General features: G+C 62.8%; 19 protein-coding genes. 7 read left to right on the forward strand and 12 right to left on the reverse strand.

Features of this window, described 5'->3' with window-relative positions; genetic code table 11:
* The 3 genes from RT582_RS18485 to thrC all read left to right on the forward strand — a co-directional run.
* The coding region (locus tag RT582_RS18485; protein WP_313479128.1) for a group II intron reverse transcriptase at positions 1-1,060 on the forward strand (1,060 nt) is incomplete at its 5' end.
* A 174-nt stretch (positions 1,061-1,234) separates the two neighbouring features.
* Positions 1,235-2,539, forward strand: coding sequence for a homoserine dehydrogenase (locus RT582_RS18490; protein WP_003303438.1), 1,305 nt, complete (start codon positions 1,235-1,237; stop codon positions 2,537-2,539).
* An 84-nt stretch (positions 2,540-2,623) separates the two neighbouring features.
* Positions 2,624-4,033, forward strand: coding sequence for a threonine synthase (thrC, locus tag RT582_RS18495; RefSeq protein WP_014821234.1), 1,410 nt, complete (start codon positions 2,624-2,626; stop codon positions 4,031-4,033).
* A gap of 117 nt (positions 4,034-4,150) precedes the next feature.
* On the opposite strand, the gene rnt is transcribed toward thrC, so the two are convergent.
* Together rnt and pyrC are read right to left on the reverse strand one after the other, a co-directional pair.
* The gene (gene rnt / locus RT582_RS18500; protein ID WP_023444744.1) at positions 4,151-4,825 is read right to left on the reverse strand and encodes a ribonuclease T; all 675 of its coding nucleotides are present in this window, start codon (positions 4,823-4,825) and stop codon (positions 4,151-4,153) included.
* Positions 4,822-5,865: a dihydroorotase gene (gene pyrC / locus RT582_RS18505; RefSeq protein ID WP_023444743.1), complete on the reverse strand. Its 1,044-nt coding sequence runs from the start codon at positions 5,863-5,865 to the stop codon at positions 4,822-4,824. The genes rnt and pyrC overlap by 4 nt, the downstream gene beginning before the upstream one ends.
* 164 nt (positions 5,866-6,029) lie before the next feature.
* Here pyrC and RT582_RS18510 point away from each other — a divergent pair, with 164 nt between their 5' ends.
* From RT582_RS18510 to gloA, 3 genes are all read left to right on the forward strand, one after another.
* Positions 6,030-6,920, forward strand: a complete 891-nt coding sequence (locus RT582_RS18510; RefSeq protein ID WP_104098517.1) for a flagellar protein MotY — start codon at positions 6,030-6,032, stop codon at positions 6,918-6,920.
* An 87-nt stretch (positions 6,921-7,007) separates the two neighbouring features.
* The gene (locus RT582_RS18515) at positions 7,008-8,225 is read left to right on the forward strand and encodes an argininosuccinate synthase (RefSeq protein ID WP_041014740.1); all 1,218 of its coding nucleotides are present in this window, start codon (positions 7,008-7,010) and stop codon (positions 8,223-8,225) included.
* Between the two features lie 95 nt (positions 8,226-8,320).
* Entirely contained in the window at positions 8,321-8,713 is a 393-nt protein-coding gene (gene gloA / locus RT582_RS18520; protein WP_313479135.1) for a lactoylglutathione lyase, read from the forward strand.
* A gap of 39 nt (positions 8,714-8,752) precedes the next feature.
* Here gloA and RT582_RS18525 read toward each other — a convergent pair whose 3' ends face one another.
* The 8 genes from RT582_RS18525 to rsxA all read right to left on the reverse strand — a co-directional run bounded on the left by RT582_RS18525 (position 8,753) and on the right by rsxA (position 16,344).
* Entirely contained in the window at positions 8,753-8,932 is a 180-nt protein-coding gene (locus tag RT582_RS18525) for a PA3496 family putative envelope integrity protein (RefSeq protein ID WP_003282969.1), read from the reverse strand.
* Between the two features lie 108 nt (positions 8,933-9,040).
* On the reverse strand, positions 9,041-9,679 hold the full coding sequence (nth, locus tag RT582_RS18530; RefSeq protein ID WP_023444740.1) for an endonuclease III: 639 nt from the start codon (positions 9,677-9,679) through the stop codon (positions 9,041-9,043).
* 10 nt (positions 9,680-9,689) lie between these two features.
* Positions 9,690-10,403: an electron transport complex subunit E gene (locus RT582_RS18535; protein WP_014819503.1), complete on the reverse strand. Its 714-nt coding sequence runs from the start codon at positions 10,401-10,403 to the stop codon at positions 9,690-9,692.
* Positions 10,400-11,173 carry an electron transport complex subunit RsxG gene (gene rsxG / locus RT582_RS18540; RefSeq protein WP_313479140.1) on the reverse strand — a complete coding sequence of 258 codons (774 nt, stop codon included), beginning with the start codon at positions 11,171-11,173 and terminating at the stop codon, positions 10,400-10,402. Before rsxG ends, RT582_RS18535 begins: the two co-directional genes overlap by 4 nt.
* A gap of 1 nt (position 11,174) precedes the next feature.
* Entirely contained in the window at positions 11,175-12,203 is a 1,029-nt protein-coding gene (locus RT582_RS18545; protein ID WP_221102898.1) for an RnfABCDGE type electron transport complex subunit D, read from the reverse strand.
* Between the two features lie 120 nt (positions 12,204-12,323).
* Positions 12,324-15,191, reverse strand: coding sequence for an electron transport complex subunit RsxC (rsxC, locus tag RT582_RS18550; RefSeq protein WP_313479145.1), 2,868 nt, complete (start codon positions 15,189-15,191; stop codon positions 12,324-12,326).
* Positions 15,188-15,763, reverse strand: coding sequence for an electron transport complex subunit RsxB (gene rsxB / locus RT582_RS18555; protein ID WP_313479148.1), 576 nt, complete (start codon positions 15,761-15,763; stop codon positions 15,188-15,190). Before rsxB ends, rsxC begins: the two co-directional genes overlap by 4 nt.
* On the reverse strand, positions 15,760-16,344 hold the full coding sequence (rsxA, locus tag RT582_RS18560) for an electron transport complex subunit RsxA (RefSeq protein WP_003282096.1): 585 nt from the start codon (positions 16,342-16,344) through the stop codon (positions 15,760-15,762). The genes rsxB and rsxA overlap by 4 nt, the downstream gene beginning before the upstream one ends.
* A gap of 222 nt (positions 16,345-16,566) precedes the next feature.
* Between rsxA and RT582_RS18565 the strand changes: the two genes are divergently transcribed.
* The gene (locus RT582_RS18565) at positions 16,567-16,974 is read left to right on the forward strand and encodes a hypothetical protein (RefSeq protein ID WP_041014729.1); all 408 of its coding nucleotides are present in this window, start codon (positions 16,567-16,569) and stop codon (positions 16,972-16,974) included.
* An 11-nt stretch (positions 16,975-16,985) separates the two neighbouring features.
* Here the strand turns inward: RT582_RS18565 and RT582_RS18570 are convergent, their stop codons facing one another.
* Both RT582_RS18570 and RT582_RS18575 read right to left on the reverse strand, forming a co-directional pair.
* Positions 16,986-18,092, reverse strand: a complete 1,107-nt coding sequence (locus RT582_RS18570; protein ID WP_312944300.1) for an enoyl-CoA hydratase/isomerase family protein — start codon at positions 18,090-18,092, stop codon at positions 16,986-16,988.
* Positions 18,093-18,150: 58 nt separating this feature from the next.
* On the reverse strand, positions 18,151-18,342 hold a 192-nt coding region (locus RT582_RS18575), incomplete at its 5' end, for an enoyl-CoA hydratase-related protein (protein ID WP_313479153.1).

The raw sequence follows: 18,342 nt of genomic DNA on the forward strand, positions 1-18,342 counted from the left end.
ACAACTCATGGCTACGGAGGCCGGGACGCCGCAGGGAGGAATTATCTCGCCCTGTTTGGCAAACGCCACCCTGAATGGCTTGGAGACTCAGCTAAAGCGCCATCTGGCGCAGAAACTGGGTGTCATGAAGGCCCGAAAGATCAAGGTGCAGTGTGTGCGCTACGCGGATGACTTCGTCGTAACTGCAGCCTCGAAAGAACTGCTGGAGGAAGAAGTCAAACCTTGGGTAGAGCAATTCCTGTCGGTACGAGGGGTTGCGCTGTCACGGGAGAAAACGCAGACCGTACATATCCACCAAGGCTTCGATTTTCTGGGGTGGAATTTCAGGAAGTACGTGCCGAAATCGCTCTATAGGAACGCCAAGCTGCTGATCAAACCCTCGAAGAAGAACGTTATGGCGTTTTATCGGAAAGTAGGCGAGATCATCAAAAACAGCGGGGCACTGACGCAGGAAGCGTTGATCGGCCAACTGAACCCGGTACTGAAGGGGTGGGCGCAATACCACTCTCCGGTCGTGGCAAAACAGACCTTCAGCAAGCTGGATAGCTTGATTTTCTGGCGACTCTGGAGGTGGGCGAAGCGGAGGCACTCGAAGAAGTCGGCTGACTGGATCAGGAATAAATACTTCCGATCCATAGGCGGGCAGAACTGGGTGTTTGCGCATCCCTACAAGAATGGCAAGGGAGAACAGCAGTTCCGGCGGCTATATAGGCTGGCGGAAACCGCAATCGTGCGTCACAAGCGTTTACCGGGTGAGTATCAGCCATACGACGCGACGCACGAGTTGAAGTGGGAAGCGCTGAGGGTCAAACGGATGCAGCACAAGCTGCGTTATCGGGGACAGATACTCAGTATCTTTCGCAGGCAAAAGGGGCTTTGTGCCCTGTGCGGGCATGCGATCAATAGGGAAACCGGCTGGCACGACCATCACGTCATCAGGCGTGTGGACGGCGGGACGGATACCTTGAAGAACCGTGTGCTGCTTCATCCCAACTGCCATGCGCTGGTGCATAGCCAGCGCGAAAAGGTAACTCTGCGATACGGTGGCCAGAGATGTTAATATCTCGCGCCATTAATGTCGGTCAGCCGCCAGGCTGACTTTTCGTAAACTTGAGCCGTATGCGGTGAAAGCCGCACGTACGGTTCTTAGGGGGGGACGGGCCAGTAATGGCCTGCCCCTACCCGACTGTCGACCGGCAGGTCCGGTCGTCTCGCTGTGAATGGGGAGTTCAGCTTGAAACCGGTGAAAGTTGGCATCTGTGGGCTGGGAACCGTCGGTGGCGGTACCTTCAATGTGCTCAAACGCAACGCCGAGGAGATTGCCCGCCGTGCCGGGCGCGGAATCGAGGTTGCGCAGATTGCCACCCGGCACCCGAATCCCAAGTGCGATACCGGTACGACAGCCATCACGGCGGACATCTTCGATGTCGTGAACAACCCCGAAATCGACATCGTTGTCGAGCTGATCGGCGGTTATACCCTGGCCAAGGAACTCGTCCTCAAGGCCATCGAGAATGGCAAGCATGTGGTCACCGCCAACAAGGCGCTGATCGCCGTGCATGGCAACGAAATTTTCGCCAAGGCGTGCGAGAAGGGCGTAATCGTCGCCTTCGAAGCTTCGGTCGCGGGTGGTATTCCGGTCATCAAGGCGATTCGTGAAGGGTTGGCCGGTAACCGCATCAACTGGCTGGCGGGAATCATCAACGGCACCGGCAACTTCATCCTCACCGAGATGCGTGAAAAGGGGCGCACCTTCGAGGACGTTCTCAAGGAAGCCCAGGAGCTCGGCTACGCCGAGGCCGACCCGACCTTCGACGTCGAGGGCATCGATGCCGCGCACAAGCTGACGATTCTGGCGTCCATTGCTTTCGGGATCCCGCTGCAGTTCGACAAGGCTTACACCGAGGGCATCGCGCGCCTGACCACGGCTGATGTGAATTACGCCGAAGCGCTGGGCTATCGCATCAAGCACCTGGGCGTCGCCCGCCGCACCGATGCTGGCATCGAACTGCGCGTTCATCCGACACTGATTCCGGCCGACCGCCTGATCGCCAACGTCAATGGCGTGATGAATGCGGTCATGGTCAATGGCGATGCCGTCGGCAGCACGCTCTACTACGGCGCCGGTGCAGGCATGGAGCCGACCGCTTCGGCAGTCGTGGCCGACCTCGTGGATGTGACCCGGGCCCTGACCACCGATCCGAACAATCGCGTGCCGCATCTGGCGTTCCAGCCCGACTCGCTGTCCGATCATCCAATTCTTCCGATCAGCGCCTGCGAGAGCGCCTACTACCTGCGCATCCAGGCCAAGGACCATCCGGGCGTGCTGGCTCAGGTGGCAACCATTCTCTCCGAGCGTGGCATCAACATCGAGTCGATCATGCAGAAGGAGGCCGAAGTCCAGGACGGTCTGGTTCCTGTGATTCTGGTGACCCATCGAGTGGTCGAGCAGCGTATCGACGATGCTATCGCTGCGTTGGAAGCCCTCGATGATGTGGCGGACAAGGTCGTGCGCATTCGCGTCGAACAGCTCAACTAACCAAGCCGCAGGCCGCAGCTGCAGGCACGGAACAGCCTGATACCTGCAGCGCCAGCCTGCCGCTCGAACCGAAGGTTTGAACAAATGCGCTACATCAGCACTCGCGGCCAGGCGCCGGCCCTGAACTTCGAAGACGTCCTGCTGGCCGGCCTGGCCAGCGATGGCGGCCTGTACGTGCCGGAGAACCTGCCGCGGTTCACCGTGGAAGAAATTGCCTCTTGGGCCGGCCTGCCGTATCACGAGCTGGCCTTTCGGGTCATGCGCCCGTTCGTTGCCGGCAGCATTCCGGACGCCGACTTCAAGCGAATCCTCGAAGAAACCTATGGCGTCTTCGCCCATAGCGCCATCGCCCCGCTGCGTCAGCTGAACGGCAACGAGTGGGTGCTGGAGCTGTTTCACGGGCCAACCCTGGCGTTCAAGGATTTCGCCTTGCAGCTGCTCGGTCGCCTGCTCGATCACGTGCTGGCCAAGCGTGGCGAGCGCGTGGTGATCATGGGCGCCACCTCCGGTGATACCGGCTCGGCGGCCATCGAAGGCTGCAAGGCCTGCGACAACGTCGACATCTTCATCATGCACCCGCACAACCGCGTATCCGAGGTGCAGCGCCGGCAGATGACCACCATCCTCGGCGACAACATTCACAACATCGCCATCGAAGGCAACTTCGACGACTGCCAGGAGATGGTCAAGGCCAGCTTTGCCGACCAGGGTTTCCTCAAGGGCACCCGTCTGGTGGCAGTCAACTCGATCAACTGGGCGCGGATCATGGCCCAGATCGTCTACTACTTCCACGCTGCGCTGCAGCTTGGCGGTCCGGCGCGCTCCGTGGCGTTCTCGGTGCCGACCGGCAATTTCGGCGACATCTTTGCCGGCTATCTGGCGCGCAACATGGGCCTGCCGATCAACCAGCTGATCGTTGCCACCAACCGCAACGATATCCTGCATCGCTTCATGTCCGGCAACCGCTACGACAAGGACACCCTGCACGCGTCGCTGTCGCCGTCGATGGACATCATGGTGTCGTCGAACTTCGAGCGTCTGCTGTTCGACCTGCATGGTCGCAATGGCAAGGCCGTGGCCGAATTGCTGGATGGTTTCCGTGCCAGCGGCAAGCTGTCGGTGGAAGAGGAACGCTGGGCCGAAGCGCGTAAGCTGTTCGATTCGCTGGCCGTGGATGACGAGCAGACCTGCGCCACCATCGCTCAGGTCTTCAAGGAAACCGGCGAGGTGCTCGATCCGCATACGGCCATCGGCGTGCATGCCGCACGCGAATGCCGTCGCAGCCTGAGCATCCCGATGGTGACACTGGGCACCGCGCACCCGGTGAAATTCCCGGATGCGGTGGAGAAGGCGGGTATTGGCCAGGCACTTGCCCTGCCGGCGCACCTGGCTGATCTGTTCGAACGCAGCGAGCGTTGCACGGTGCTGCCGAACGAACTGAAGGCCGTTCAGGCCTTCGTTGGCCAGCACGGCAACCGGGGCAAGCCGCTGTAACGCTGCGGTAATACAAAAAGGCCAGTCGCATGACTGGCCTTTTTTCGTTTACAGCGTCGATCTCGACTGCTGGCATTCCGAAGCGGGCCTTCGCCCCGATGCTCCGTATCCCGGACGTTACTCGTCGAACTCTTCCCAACCGCCCATTTCCCGCCAACGATTGACGATGCCGCAGAACAGCTCGGCAGTCTTCTCGGTGTCGTACCGGGCCGAGTGCGCCTCGCGGCCGTCGAAGTCGATCCCGGCGGCCTGGCAGGCCTTGGCCAGCACGGTCTGACCGTAGGCAAGGCCAGCGAGGGTGGCGGTGTCGAAGCTGGAGAAGGGGTGGAACGGGTTGCGCTTGATCTCGCAACGAGCGATCGCAGCGTTGAGAAATCCCAGGTCGAAGCTGCTGTTATGACCGACCAGAATCGCGCGCTTGCAGCCGGCGGATTTCACCGCCTTGCGCACGCTGCGAAAGATATCGGTCAGGGCCTGCGATTCGGGCACGGCCATGCGCAGTGGATGGTCGAGCTTGATGCCAGTGAACTCCAGCGCGGCTGCCTCGATGTTGGCGCCAGCGAAAGGCTCCACGCGGTAGAACAAGGTGTCCTGCGGGTACAGCAGGCCTTGCTCATCCATGCCGATGGTCACGGCCGCAATTTCCAGCAGCGCATCCGTTGCGCTGTTGAAGCCGCCGCACTCGACATCGATCACCACTGGCAGGAAACCACGGAAACGCCGCGCCATCGGCGAGCGGGGTTTGCCCGGCAGGTGCTCTTCGAGCTCGTCTTCGAAGTGTTCTTCGCTCATGCGTTCGTCTCCAGACGCCAGTGCAGTCGTTCCCCGGCACGCAGCGGCACGACGACCTGCTCACCGAATGGCAGATTGGCCGGCACGTTCCACTCCTCGCGCACCAGGGTGATCTGCGTGGTGTTGCGCGGCAGACCGTAGAAATCCGGACCGAAGTGACTGGCAAAGGGTTCCAGTTTGTCCAGCGCCTGCCGCTGCTCGAAGGCTTCGGCGTACAGCTCGATGGCCGCATGCGCGGTATAGCACCCAGCACAACCGCAGGCAGCTTCCTTGGCGTGCTGTGCGTGGGGGGCCGAGTCGGTGCCGAGGAAGAACTTCGGGCTGCCGCTGGTGGCGGCATCCAGCAGGGCTTCCTGGTGAACGTTGCGCTTGAGCACTGGCAGGCAGAACAAATGCGGACGAATGCCGCCGACCAGCATGTGGTTGCGGTTGTACAGCAGATGGTGCGCGGTGATGGTGGCGCCGACGTTGGTGCCTGCCGCCTGGACGAACTGCACGGCGTCACGGGTGGTGATGTGCTCGAACACCACTTTCAGGGTTGGGAAGCGCGCGGTGACGCGACTCAACTGCTCGTCGATGAAGTGTTTCTCACGATCGAAGATATCGATCTCGCTGCGCGTGACCTCGCCGTGGACCAGCAAAGGCAGGCCGACCTCCGCCATGGTTTCCAGCACGCCGAAGATGTTGTCGATGGCGGTCACGCCGGAAGCGGAGTTGGTGGTCGCGCCTGCCGGATATAGCTTGGCGGCATGCACGAAGCCGCTGGCCTTGGCCTGGCGGATATCGTCAGAACTGGTGCTGTCGGTGAGATAGAGCACCATCAATGGCGCGAAATCACTGCCGGTCGGCCGAGCCGCCAGGATGCGCTGGCGATAGGCTTCGGCCTCGTCGGCATTGCGTACCGGTGGCACCAGGTTCGGCATGATGATGGCGCGGGCGAACTGGCGAGCAGCATCCGCGACGGTGTGAGGCAGGGCGGCGCCGTCGCGCAGGTGGATGTGCCAGTCGTCGGGGCGCAGCAGGGTGAGTCGGTCGGACATGCAGGGGTTTCCAGGCGGGTGAAACGTGCGCGAATGCTACCGGAAAAGCCCGGAGACGGCATCTTGCCTTCGTCTGCCAGGCTTGGGCACTGACCGTGACACGCTCAAGTTTGCCGGTCGGGCACCGATACCTAGAAGGAATACGCATCCTCTCGGAGTTCATCGTGCGCCTGCGCCCCCTCGTACTGTTGTGCCTGCTCGCTTCACCGGCCAACGCCCTGACATTCCAGACGCGGCTGGAACGGGTGCAATGGCAGGTGGAGGGCGATCAGTTCGAGTGCCGACTGACCCAGCCTATCGCCGGTTTCGGCAGCGGCGAGTTCGTCAGGCGTGCCGGCGAACAGGCGGTCTTTCGTCTGCACTCGCCGGAGCGCTGGCTTGGCGCCGGCTCGGCGACACTGCTCGCTGCAGCGGCGCCTTGGCAACCGTCGCGCAGTGATATCAATCTCGGCGTGGTCACCGTGAGTGGTGGCGATATTCCGTTCAACAGCACCCAGCTACAGGCCGGGCGCCTGCTCAGCGGCTTGCTCGAAGGGCGTAGCCCGGTGGTTCGGCATCGCACCATGCACGGCGGCGATACCCTGGAGATTCGCCTGTTGCCGGCGCGCTTCGGCAAGGCTTACGAGGACTACCGCGCCTGTACGGCCAAGCTGCTGCCAGTCAATTTCGATCAGGTGCGCCAGTCGCAGATCGGTTTCCCGAGCAGCGATGTGGTGCTGGACGCTCAGGGGCGCGCCAGGCTCGATGTCGTTCTGCAGTACATGCGCGCCGATCCCAGTGTGAATCGCATCGAACTGGATGGCCACTCGGACAACAGCGGCAATCGCCTGCTCAATCGGGATCTGTCGCGCCGTCGCGCACTGGCGGTTCAGGAGTATCTGGTCGCCAACGGCATAGCGCTGGAGCAGATCACCCTGCGCTTCCATGGCGAGCGCTATCCGCTGGTGGCCAACAGCAGCGAGGCCAATCGCGCGAAGAATCGGCGTGTCACCTTGCGCCTGGTGCGAGAAGCGGCGCCTCCTGCCCCCTCGGCTCCCGCCGCCCCGTCGTCTTGATTGCCGCCGCAGCGGCGCGCCCCTGTAAAAGCCAGCCCATGACCGGTAGAATCGCAGGCTTTCCGTACAACCCGTGGAGCTGATGGCATGGCGGACGTTAAGAAGGTAGTTCTGGCCTATTCCGGTGGCCTGGACACCTCGGTGATTCTGAAGTGGCTGCAAGACACCTATAACTGTGAAGTGGTGACCTTCACCGCCGACCTCGGCCAGGGCGAAGAAGTCGAGCCAGCGCGCACCAAGGCGCAGGCTCTGGGCGTCAAGGAAATCTACATCGATGACCTGCGCGAAGAGTTCGTGCGCGACTTCGTCTTCCCCATGTTCCGTGCCAACACCGTTTACGAAGGCGAGTACCTGCTGGGTACCTCCATCGCCCGTCCGCTGATCGCCAAGCGCCTGATCGAGATCGCCAACGAGACTGGTGCCGATGCCATCTCCCACGGTGCCACCGGCAAGGGTAACGACCAGGTGCGCTTCGAGCTGGGCGCCTATGCGCTGAAGCCGGGTGTCAAGGTGATCGCTCCCTGGCGCGAGTGGGATCTGCTGTCGCGCGAGAAGCTGATGGACTACGCCGAGAAGCATGCCATCCCGATCGAGCGCCACGGCAAGAAGAAGTCGCCTTACTCCATGGATGCCAACCTGCTGCACATCTCCTACGAGGGCGGTGTGCTGGAAGACACCTGGACCGAGCACGAAGAAGACATGTGGCGCTGGACCAAGTCGCCGGAAGCGGCGCCGGACACCCCCACCTACATCGAACTGACCTACCGCAAGGGCGACATCGTCGCCATCGATGGCAAGGACATGACTCCAGCTCAGGTCCTGGCCGAGCTGAACCGCATCGGCGGCGAAAATGGCATCGGCCGCCTCGACATCGTCGAGAACCGCTATGTCGGCATGAAGTCCCGCGGCTGCTATGAGACGCCCGGCGGCACCATCATGCTCAAGGCCCACCGCGCAATCGAGTCGATCACCCTCGACCGCGAGGTCGCGCACCTGAAAGACGAGCTGATGCCCAAGTACGCCAGCCTGATCTACAACGGCTACTGGTGGAGTCCCGAGCGCAGCATGCTGCAGCAGATGATCGACGCTTCCCAGGTCAACGTGAACGGCGTCGTGCGCCTGAAGCTGTACAAGGGCAACGTCATCGTCGTCGGCCGCAAGTCCGACGATTCGCTGTTCGACGCCAACATTGCGACCTTCGAAGAGGATGGCGGCGCCTACAACCAGGCGGACGCCGGCGGCTTCATCAAGCTCAACGCCCTGCGCATGCGCATCGCTGCCGGCAAGGGCCGCACCCAGTTCTGATAAGCTGGCGCGCCTGAGCAAACCGACCCCGGCCATGTGCCGGGGTTGTACTTTCTGCACTGCCACAAGCGCTGCCGAACGAGGAGACCTGAATCATGAGACTGCTGCATACCATGCTGCGTGTCGGCGATATGGAAAAGTCCATCGCCTTCTACACCGAAGTGCTGGGCATGACCCTGCTGCGCCGCAAAGACTATCCGGACGGCAAATTCACGCTCGCCTTCGTCGGTTACGGCGACGAGGCGCACAACAGCGTCATCGAGCTGACCCACAACTGGGGGGTCGAGACCTACGAGCTGGGTAATGGCTACGGCCACATCGCCCTGGAAGTGGAAGATGTCTACAAGGCCTGCGAGGACATCCGCGCCCGTGGCGGCAAGATCACCCGGGAGCCGGGGTCGATGATGCACGGTTCGAGCATTCTGGCCTTCGTTGAAGACCCGGATGGCTACAAGATAGAACTGTTATCGCCGAAGCGCGCTGACTGATCGGTAGATATGAAAAAGCCCCTTTCGGGGCTTTTTCTTTTATAGATCGAAGTCGAAGTCGTTCAACTGTTTCTGCAGGCGGCGTTCCTCCAGCAGGTTGTCGATGATTCGGCGCTTGGTCAGATTGGTCTTGGCGACCTCGACGGGAGCTTCGCTGCTCTCATCGTCATCTTCGGCAATGAAATCGTCTTCGATCTGAATGTCTTCTTTCTCGGCCACTTGTTCACTCCAAGGCTACGGGGCGCTCTTGGCGCACCTTATAGCCGCAAATCGGGAGCCGGTAAAAAAGTTTTTTTCAATCGCGATGCAAGCTTTTCGCTAGCGCGCTCAATCGTCCGAAGTCTTGTGCCTGTATTCGCAGAGATCCTCGATCCGACAGCTGCCGCATAGTGGTTTGCGCGCCTTGCAGACATAGCGTCCGTGCAGGATCAGCCAGTGGTGTGCGTCGAGCAGATAATCCTTCGGTACGAAACGAACCAGCTTGCGTTCGACCTCCAGAACGTTCTTGCCTGGGGCGATGCCGGTGCGGTTGCTGACCCGGAAGATGTGCGTGTCCACCGCCATGGTGAATTGGCGGAATGCCGTGTTCAGTACCACGTTGGCGGTCTTGCGGCCCACCCCGGGGAGGGCTTCCAGATCCTCGCGATTGTCCGGCACCTGGCCGCCATGCTTCTCGATCAGGATGCGACAGGTCTCGATGACGTTCTTCGCCTTGCTCGGATACAACCCGATGGTGCGGATGTATTCGCACAGGCCGTCGTAGCCGAGGGCGTAGATCGCCTCCGGGGTGTTGGCCACGGGGTAGAGCCTGGCAGTGGCCTTGTTCACGCCGACATCGGTGGCCTGGGCCGAGAGGATCACGGCGATCAGCAGCTCGAAGGGCGTGCTGTAGGCCAGCTCGGTCTTCGGCTCGGGGTTGTCTTCATGCAAGCGCCGGAAGATTTCCCGACGTTTTTCGGCATTCATCGGAACGGGCTCACTCGATCACACCGGTTACGCGTACGCGGCGGCTGGTGGCCGGTGCAGCGGGCTGGGTGGCGCGGGCACGTTCGGCAAGCTGCTGGTCGATCCGGTTCTTCAGCGCAATCAGCAGGCCGAGCACGATGAAGGCACCAGGCGGCAGAATCGCCAACAGGAAGCCCTTGTAGTCGCTGAACAGAGTGATCTGCCAGTCAGCGGCGATCGGGCCGAACAGCAGGTGCATGTTGGCGAACAGCGCACCGGTGCCGAACAGTTCGCGCAGGCCGCCGAGCACCACCAGAACCAGACAGAAGCCGATGCCCATGACCAGACCGTCGAAGCCTGCGATCAGTGGATTGTGTTTGGCGGCGAACCCGTCGGCGCGTCCAAGGATGACGCAGTTGGTGGTGATCAGCGGGATGAAGATGCCGAGGATCTGGTACAGCTCGTAGGTGAAGGCCTGCATCAGTAGCTCAATGCAGGTGGTCAGCGCGGCGATGATCATCACGAATGCCGGCAGACGCACCGCGGTGTTGACCACGCCGCGCACCAGCGATACGCCGATGTTCGAACAGGTCAGCACCAGCATCGTTGCCAGGCCGAGTCCGAGTGCGTTGACCGCCGAGTTGCTGACGCCGAGCAGCGGACAGAGCCCGAGCAGCTGGACCAGCGCCGGGTTGTTCTTCCACAGTCCGTTGACGGTCAGTTCGCGATAGCTGGGTGCGCTCATGGCTGATCCCCTTGCGGCTCGGCTTCAGGCTCGTTGGTTTGCAGCTCGTCGCGGGTGGCGGCACTTCCGGCGCGTGAGTGGACGGTGGCTCCGGCGGGCTCGGTGCGGCTTTCCAAGGCGTCGCCGACGGCCCCGGTCGTCTCGCCGCTGGTTGCCAGCAGCTCGGCCTTGTGCGCATCGAAGTACTGCAAGGCGCGGTGCACGGCGCCGACCACGGCTCGGGGGGTGATGGTGGCGCCGGCGAACTGGTCGAACTCGCCGCGATCCTTCTTCACTGCCCAGCCTTCGGCCTCGGGGCTGCTCAGCGACTTGCCTTCGAAACTGCGAATCCAAGGACTTTTCGCCAGTTCGATCTTGTCGCCCAGTCCGGGCGTTTCACGATGACCGATGACGCGGACACCGGCGACCCGGCCGTCGGCGTGGATGCCCACCAGCAGGTGAATCGCGCCGCTGTAGCCATCCGGCGCGATGGCCTGGAGGATCACGGCGCTTGGCCGGCCATCCTTGATTGCGACATAAGCGGGCAGAGGGCTCTTGTTGCCGAGCAAGCGGTCCTGGATCGGCATGCTGTCGTCGAGCAGGTGATTGTCATAACTGCCTGCGGGCAAAATTTCACCCAGTGCGCGAACCTGTGCGGCGCGTTCGGCGGCCTGAATACGTTCGGCGGTTCCCTGCTGAAGCAGCGTCACCGCGCCTACGGTGACAATTGCGAACAGCCCCAGCACCGCGGCGTTCTTCAGCATGGAACGGCTGATTTCCGGAAGCATCATGTCATTCGCCCAGCTTGAAGCCGCGCTCGGCCTTGCGGTGGCCGTAGGTGCGCGGGCGGGTGTAGTAATCGATAGTGGGTGCCGCCAGGTTCATCAGCAGCACGCCGAAGGCCACGCCATCCGGATAGCCGCCCCAGGCGCGGATGACGTAGACCAGAATGCCGACACCAACACCGAAGATGAGACGCCCGGGCGGGCTGGTGGCGCTGCTGACCGGATCGGTGACGATGAAGAACGCGCCGAGCATGGTGGCGCCGCTGAGCAGATGGAACAGCGGCGAGCCGTTGCTATCGGAGCCCGAGCCATTCCAGAACACCAGGCTCATCACCACCAGCGCGGCGAGCATGCCCACTGGCGCATGCCAGCTGAACAGCCTTTTGTGCAGCAGGAACAGGCCGCCGGCCAGGAAAGCCAGGTTCACCACCTCCGAACCGATGCCGCCAAAGTGGCCGAACGCCGGATTGGTCCACAGCTCGTCGATGGTCAGGCTTTTGTTCACCTTCAGTACGTCGAGGGCCGTGGCCTGGGTCCAGCCATCGGGCAGCGAGGCGATCCCGAGGATGTGCTGCAGGCCGGCACCCAGCCCGACGCTGTGCGGCACAGGCCAGGTTGTCATTTCGACCGGGAAGGAAATCAGCACCACCACGTAGCCGATCATCGCCGGGTTGAAGGGGTTCTGGCCAAGGCCGCCATACAGCTGTTTGCCGAAGACCACCGCGCAACCAGTGGCAATCAGTGTCAGCCACCAGGGTGAGTAGGGCGGCAGCGCGAGGGCCAGCAACACAGCGGTAACCAGCACGCTGCCATCGCGGAGAAAGAAGCCTACCGGACGCTGGCGCAGCTTCAGAATCGCTGCTTCGAAACCAAGAGCGGCCGCGCAGGCCCAGGCCATGTTGATCAACGTACCGGCGCCGTAAAGCCAGGTCAGCACGATCACGCCGGGCAGGGTAGCCGCGAGCACCAGCAGCATGACGCGCTGGGTACGGCTGGGGCCCTTGGCATGGGGCGAAGTGATGCGGGGCAGGGCCATTGGCTCTCCGGTTCTAGCGCGTTGACGGGGTGCAGGCTGGGGAGCCTACGCCTTGTGTCCGTTCTATGTGTTGGTGTTTCACCCAGGCGACGACGGTTGCTGTCGTCTCGAGCCGTGGGTTCATGAGTCCTGATATTCCGCCAACTGGCGTTCCGCCTCGCTCAACCGTGCGCGGGCAGCGTCTATTGCAGCGGACTCTGCGTTCTCGTCGCGCTCAAGCTTGCGCAAATCGGCTCGGGCAAAGGCGAGCTCGGTCTTGAGCGCTCGCTGGCGATCATCGACTCCCGGCTTGCTGGTCCGCACCAGCTCGGGCGCGGGTTTTTGCGAAGCATCCTCGGCAGCGTGCAGCGCTTGCTCCGCTGCGCTCAGCGCATCACGCAGACGGCTGAGCTCCGGTTCTTCGGCGCCGGCTTTCTCGGCTTTCTTGAGTTCGGCGCGCTTCATCGCCAGTTCGATCTTGGCTTTCTTCAGTGCATCGTCAGCGGCTGGCTTCGCATCCAGTGTTGGCGCCGAATTCTGCGCGGCACTAAGGCCCTGCTCTGCTTCATGCAGCTGCTGGCGCAGGCGCGCGAGTTCGGCTTGCTGGTCGTCGTCCGGCGTTTCGACCTTCTCCAGCTTGAGGATCTGCGCCTTGAGCATGGCAGCTTCGATCTTGGCTTTTTTCAGTGCTTCGTCATCGGCTGGCTTGGCGGCGGGAGCGGGCGCCGCACTCTGCGCGGCGGTCAGCGCCTGTTCGGCGTCGTTCAGCTGCTGACGTAGACGGGCGAGCTCGGTCTGCTGATCGTCATCCGGGGCTTCGATCTTCTCCAGCTTGCGAATCTGCGCCTTGAGCATGGCGGCTTCGATCTTCGCCTTCTTCAGTGCTTCGTCATCGGCCGGCTTGGCGGCGGGAGCGGGCGCTGCACTCTGCGCGGCGGTCAGCGCCTGTTCGGCGTCGTTCAGCTGCTGACGTAGACGGGCGAGCTCGGTCTGCTGATCGTCATCCGGGGCTTCGATCTTCTCCAGCTTGCGAATCTGCGCCTTGAGCATGGCGGCTTCGATCTTCGCCTTCTTCAGTGCTTCGTCATCGGCCGGCTTGGCGGCGGGAGCGGGCGCTGCACTCTGCGCGGCGGTCAGCGCCTGTTCGGCGTCGTTCAGCTGCTGACGTAGACGGGCGAGCTCGGTCTGCTGATCGTCATCCGGGGCTTCGATCTTCTCCAGCTTGCGAATCTGTGCCTTGAGCATGGCGGCTTCGATCTTGGCTTTTTTCGCAACGGCATCGTCTGGCCCTGGCGCAGTGGCGGGCGGAGCGGAGTCCGCCTGCATGGCGGCATCCAACGCACGCTGCGCGGCCTCGGCGGCGTTGCGCAGATCGGCAACCTGGGCTTCCAGCTCGGCAGTGGCATGGGTGGCCAGCTGCTTCTCGGCTTTCTTCAGGGCGACCTGGGCCATGCTGGCCTCGATCTTAAGTTTCTTCTGCGTTTCGGAAAGGCTGGTCTTCTGTGCCGGGGCCGCCGTCTCGGCTGTGGTCGCGGTCGGGCCGCTCTCGCTTTGCGCTGCCTTGGCCCGTGCCGCACGTTCGGCACGGGCCTTGCGTTCGGCTTCCTTCTGTTCTTCGGCGCGCCGTAGACGTTCCTGGCGAAGCTCGAAGCGCTGTTTGGAGTGCTCGGCCTTCTGCTGCTTCTGCTCCACCTCGCGGATCTCACCCTTGGCAGCGCGGTAATACTGCACCAGGGGGATGTTGGAGGGGCAGACGTAGGCGCAGGCGCCGCACTCGATGCAGTCGAACAGGTTATGGGCCTTGAGTTGCTCATGCTCCTGGCCGAGGGCAAAGAAATGCAGCTGCTGCGGTAGCAGGCTGACCGGGCAGGCCTCGGCGCACTCTCCGCAACGGATGCACGGCAGAGCGGGCGGCGGTGGCGGCAGCTCTTCCAACGTGCTCGCCAGCAGGCAGTTGGTGGTCTTGACCACCGGCACCTCAAGGGACGACAGGCTGAAGCCCATCATCGGGCCGCCCATGATCAGACGGTTCAGCCTGTGCTGATCGAGACCGGCGAAGGCCAGCAGTTCATCCACGGGGGTGCCGATCAGCACCTCGACGTTCATCGGCCGCGCCAGCGCCTCGCCGGTCAGGGTGGTGATGCGCGAGATCAACGGCTTGCCGAGGAGCACGGCGTCGTGGATGGCGACGCAGGTTCCGACGTTCTGGCAGAGCATGCCGATATCCGCCGGCAAGCCGCCACTGGGAACCTCTTCTCCGGTGAGAATCTGGATCAGCTGCTTTTCGCCGCCGGACGGATACTTGGTCGGGAAGACCTTCAACGTGAAGGGGCGCTCGCCGATGGCAGCCCGCACTGCGGCGATCGCTTCGGGCTTGTTGTCCTCGATGCCGATCAGTACCTCTTGCGGCTGAATCAGGTGCGCGAGTATCTCGATCCCCGCGACCAGCTCGGCCGCCTTTTCACGCATCAGCAGGTCATCGGCGGTGATGTAGGGCTCGCACTCGGTGCCATTGATGATCAGCGTGCGGATCGTCTGGGTCGGCGGGGGGCTGAGCTTCACGGCGGTGGGGAAGCCGGCGCCGCCGAGGCCGCTGATGCCGGCCTGGCGAATCAGCTCGAGCAGGGCAGGGCGCTCGAGTTCACGGTAATCCGGCTGAGGATGCAGGTCGATCCATTTGTCTTCGCCATCGCTGTCGATGACGATCGCGTTGGCGAGCATGCCTGATACATGCGGGTAGGGCTGCGGGCCGATGAAGCTGACCACTCCGGAGGTAGGAGCATGCAGCGGCGCGCTGACAAACCCGCTGGCGACAGCGATCTGCTGACCTTTGAGTACCTGTTCGCCAAGAGTGACGCAGGGCTCGGCCGGCGCTCCGAGGTGCTGCGTCAGTGGCAGGACCAGGCGCTTGGGCAGCGGGGCCGGCTGGATCGGGGTGCGGTTGGACAGATCCTTGTGTTCCGGCGGATGAATGCCGCCGTGGATGTCCCAGATCTTCAGTGCGGTCATGCGGCCTGCTCCCGATCAGTTGCGATCAGCTGGCCGGGCGCCAGCGGCCGGTTCCATTTCCAGCTCTGCAGGTTGCTGCCGACTTCGATCATGTCGATGCAGTCCACCGGGCAGGGTTCGACACACAGGTCGCAGCCGGTGCACTCGGAAATGATCACGGTGTGCATCTGCCGCGCGGCACCGACGATGGCGTCAACCGGGCAGGCCTGGATGCACTTGGTGCAGCCGATGCACTCGGCTTCACGGATGTAGGCGACCATCTGCGGCTTTTCGCCACCCTCGGCATCCAGCGGCTCCGCCTCGACATCGAGCAGGTCGGCCAGGGCCTGGATGGTTGCTTTGCCGCCCGGTGGACACTTGTTGATCTTGTCGCCGCCGGCAATGGCTTCGGCGTAGGGTTTGCAGCCCGGATAGCCGCACTGGCCACATTGGGTCTGGGGTAGCAGGGCATTGATCTGCTCGGCGATCGGATCGCCTTCGACACGAAAACGCACAGCGGCGAAACCGAGGATGGCGCCTCCGAGCAGGCACAGGGCGAGCAGGGCGAGGATCGCGATGACGACTGCGCTCATAGCTTGATCAGCCCGGTGAAGCCCATGAATGCCAGCGACATCAGGCCGGCGGTGACCATGCCGATCGCCGCGCCCTGGAACGACTTCGGCACGTCGGCAATGGCGATGCGCTCGCGCATGGCAGCGAACAGTACGAGCACCAGGGAAAAGCCCAGCCCCGCGGCGAAGCCGTTGACGGTGGCGGTGAGAAAGGTGAATTCGGCTTTGTTGGCATTGAGCAGCGCCACGCCGAGCACGATGCAGTTGGTGGTGATCAGTGGCAGAAAGATGCCGAGTACGCGGTACAGCAGCGGACTGGTCTTGTTCACCACCATCTCGGTGAACTGAACGGTCACCGCGATCACCAGAATGAAACTGATGGTGCGTAGAAACTCGAGGTCCAGCGGCTTGAGCACATACTGCTGGACGAGGTAGCTGCACATGGCAGCAAGCGTCAGCACGAAGGTGGTGGCCAGCGACAGGCCGATGGCGGTCTCGATCTTCTTCGAGACGCCCATGAACGGGCACAGACCGAGGAACTGCACCAGCACGAAATTGTTGACCAGGATGGCGCTAACCATGATCAGGGCGAGTTCGGTCATCTAGGGTCTATTCCCGTTCCGTCCGCTCTGCGAGAGCCGTGGGGCTAAAGGGCCGCTATTATCGGGAAGCAGCGGCAGCCATACAAGGTGCGGCGGCCCGTCGCGGTCCTCGCACGACGCATGACGTCGTGTCAGAGCTGCCGGTTGTCCGCTGTTTCTGCAGCTGTCTCACGGTTGTGGTCTGATGAATCGAAGCCTGTGACGCCATCGGAGGTGGTTTCCATGAGCATTCGTTCTTCACTGCTTATTCTGCTCTGTGTCGGCCTGGGCATGAGCCTGCAGGCCCATGCGGAGCGGCGAGACGGCGTCTGGGTCTTCCAGGCGGAGAGTCCGCGCTACTACAATCCGGGGCCGCGACACTATGACCGGGACTATCGTCAGCACAACCGTCCGCATCAATACGACCCGCGAAGCCCTTATTCCCACTATCCGCAGTACCCGCGCAACCTGCCGCCGCGTTATCAGAGTCAGCTTCCGCCGCAATACTACGACCGCCATCGCGGCTTCGAACGACGTGGCTACTGGCGTCAGGAACATCGCCAGCAGCGTCCGCCGTTGATCAGGGATGGGCGCGATCATCGGCTACGGCCGCATTACGATAGGGGCGGCCGTCAGCACTACTATCGGTGATGAGAGGGCATTCAGGCCAGGCCGGTCAGTGGATGATCCCCTTCCCAGGTCGGCTCGAAGTGCGCCTCGACCACCGCTGGAGGAACGTGGTGGGCGTCCGGCCAATGCCAGCCTGGCCTATTGTCCTTGTCGATCAAGCGGGCACGGACGCCTTCGGCGAACTCCGGGTGGCGACAGCAATTCAGGCTTAGCGCGTACTCCATCTGCAATGCCTGGCCCAGCGACAGCTTCCGGCCTTTTTCCTGCTGTCGCCAGGCGAGATGGGCGCTCAGTGGGCATCCGTCGCGCAGGCCGCGAGCGGCCTGCGCGATTACTTCGTCAGAATCATCCTGCAACGCGGCCAAGGCCTGCCATGCATGCGCGAGCTCAGCCACGTCCAGCAGTTCATCGATCCGCTCTCGTCGTGGCAGCAACCTGGGTGCGGGCAGCTGTGCAGTGGCGTGCCTGGACAAGGCTCGCAACAGACTGTGCAGCTGGCTGTGCGCCTGCTCCTGCCAGTTGATCTGGACCAGCCCCTCGATGAGTTCGGGCTGTTGCTCGTCCATCAGGCAGCGGTCGGCAAGACCGATGTCCAGTGCATCGCGGGCATTCACCCGCGTGCCGGTGAGGCCCAGAAACAGACCCAGCCTGCCAGCCAGGCGGGGAAGGAACCAGCTCGCGCCGACATCCGTATGCAGGCCAATGGCGACTTCCGGCATCGCCAGCCAACTATCCGGTGTAACGATGCGGATCGTCGCGCTCTGCAGGAGCCCCATACCGCCGCCCATCACGTAGCCATGGCCCCAGCAGATAAGCGGCTTCGGGTAATGGTGCAGCAGGTGGACGAGGCGGTACTCGTCGGCAAAGAAACGCTCGGCCAAGGCCGGCACCATTCCGGGCTCGCCTCGGCAGGCCTCTGCAAGGCGGCGTACGTCGCCACCGGCGCAGAACGCCTTGGCACCGTTCCCGCGTAACAGCACGCAGGCGACTGCCGGCTCGTTGGCCCAGCGGCCAAGCTGGTCAAGCAGTGCGTCGATCATCGGCAGGCTCAGGGCGTTGAGTTGCTGCGCGGCGTCCAGGGTGACAATGGCTATTCGCATGCCATGCAGGGCGGGGCGTTCTTCGAAGGTGACGTGCATGTAATCCTCGGCGCCGGATGGGTGGGCAGGTCCTGTAAGGCTGCGTTTGGTACGGCGGTCATCGGTTGCGCCAGCGAGGGTCGCGCTTCTCGAGGAACGCATTGACACCCTCCAGAGTGTCGTCGGCCTCGAACAGCTCGACGAAGGCCTCGCGCTCGGCGGCGGCAAGCGTATTGGGCACCCGTTTACGGGCCGCGTCGATCAACGGCTTGATGGCACGCACCGCAACAGGGCTTTGCCGCGCGACCCG

Origin of the sequence: Stutzerimonas kunmingensis (genome assembly GCF_032106285.1) — a bacterium.
GTDB classification, from domain to species: domain Bacteria; phylum Pseudomonadota; class Gammaproteobacteria; order Pseudomonadales; family Pseudomonadaceae; genus Stutzerimonas; species Stutzerimonas kunmingensis_B.

Excerpts from the sequence above, each read along its gene's own strand:
- rsxG (WP_313479140.1), bottom strand. The coding sequence starts at position 11,173 with ATGATGCTTCCGGAAATCAGCCGTTCCATGCTGAAGAACGCCGCGGTG.
- RT582_RS18570 (WP_312944300.1), bottom strand. The coding sequence starts at position 18,092 with ATGCACGTCACCTTCGAAGAACGCCCCGCCCTGCATGGCATGCGAATA.
- RT582_RS18545 (WP_221102898.1), bottom strand. The coding sequence starts at position 12,203 with ATGGCCCTGCCCCGCATCACTTCGCCCCATGCCAAGGGCCCCAGCCGT.
- RT582_RS18565 (WP_041014729.1), top strand. The coding sequence starts at position 16,567 with ATGAGCATTCGTTCTTCACTGCTTATTCTGCTCTGTGTCGGCCTGGGC.
- rsxC (WP_313479145.1), bottom strand. The coding sequence starts at position 15,191 with ATGACCGCACTGAAGATCTGGGACATCCACGGCGGCATTCATCCGCCG.
- nth (WP_023444740.1), bottom strand. The coding sequence starts at position 9,679 with ATGAATGCCGAAAAACGTCGGGAAATCTTCCGGCGCTTGCATGAAGAC.
- RT582_RS18535 (WP_014819503.1), bottom strand. The coding sequence starts at position 10,403 with ATGAGCGCACCCAGCTATCGCGAACTGACCGTCAACGGACTGTGGAAG.
- thrC (WP_014821234.1), top strand. The coding sequence starts at position 2,624 with ATGCGCTACATCAGCACTCGCGGCCAGGCGCCGGCCCTGAACTTCGAA.
- rsxA (WP_003282096.1), bottom strand. The coding sequence starts at position 16,344 with ATGACCGAACTCGCCCTGATCATGGTTAGCGCCATCCTGGTCAACAAT.
- RT582_RS18515 (WP_041014740.1), top strand. The coding sequence starts at position 7,008 with ATGGCGGACGTTAAGAAGGTAGTTCTGGCCTATTCCGGTGGCCTGGAC.
- rsxB (WP_313479148.1), bottom strand. The coding sequence starts at position 15,763 with ATGAGCGCAGTCGTCATCGCGATCCTCGCCCTGCTCGCCCTGTGCCTG.
- rnt (WP_023444744.1), bottom strand. The coding sequence starts at position 4,825 with ATGAGCGAAGAACACTTCGAAGACGAGCTCGAAGAGCACCTGCCGGGC.
- gloA (WP_313479135.1), top strand. The coding sequence starts at position 8,321 with ATGAGACTGCTGCATACCATGCTGCGTGTCGGCGATATGGAAAAGTCC.
- pyrC (WP_023444743.1), bottom strand. The coding sequence starts at position 5,865 with ATGTCCGACCGACTCACCCTGCTGCGCCCCGACGACTGGCACATCCAC.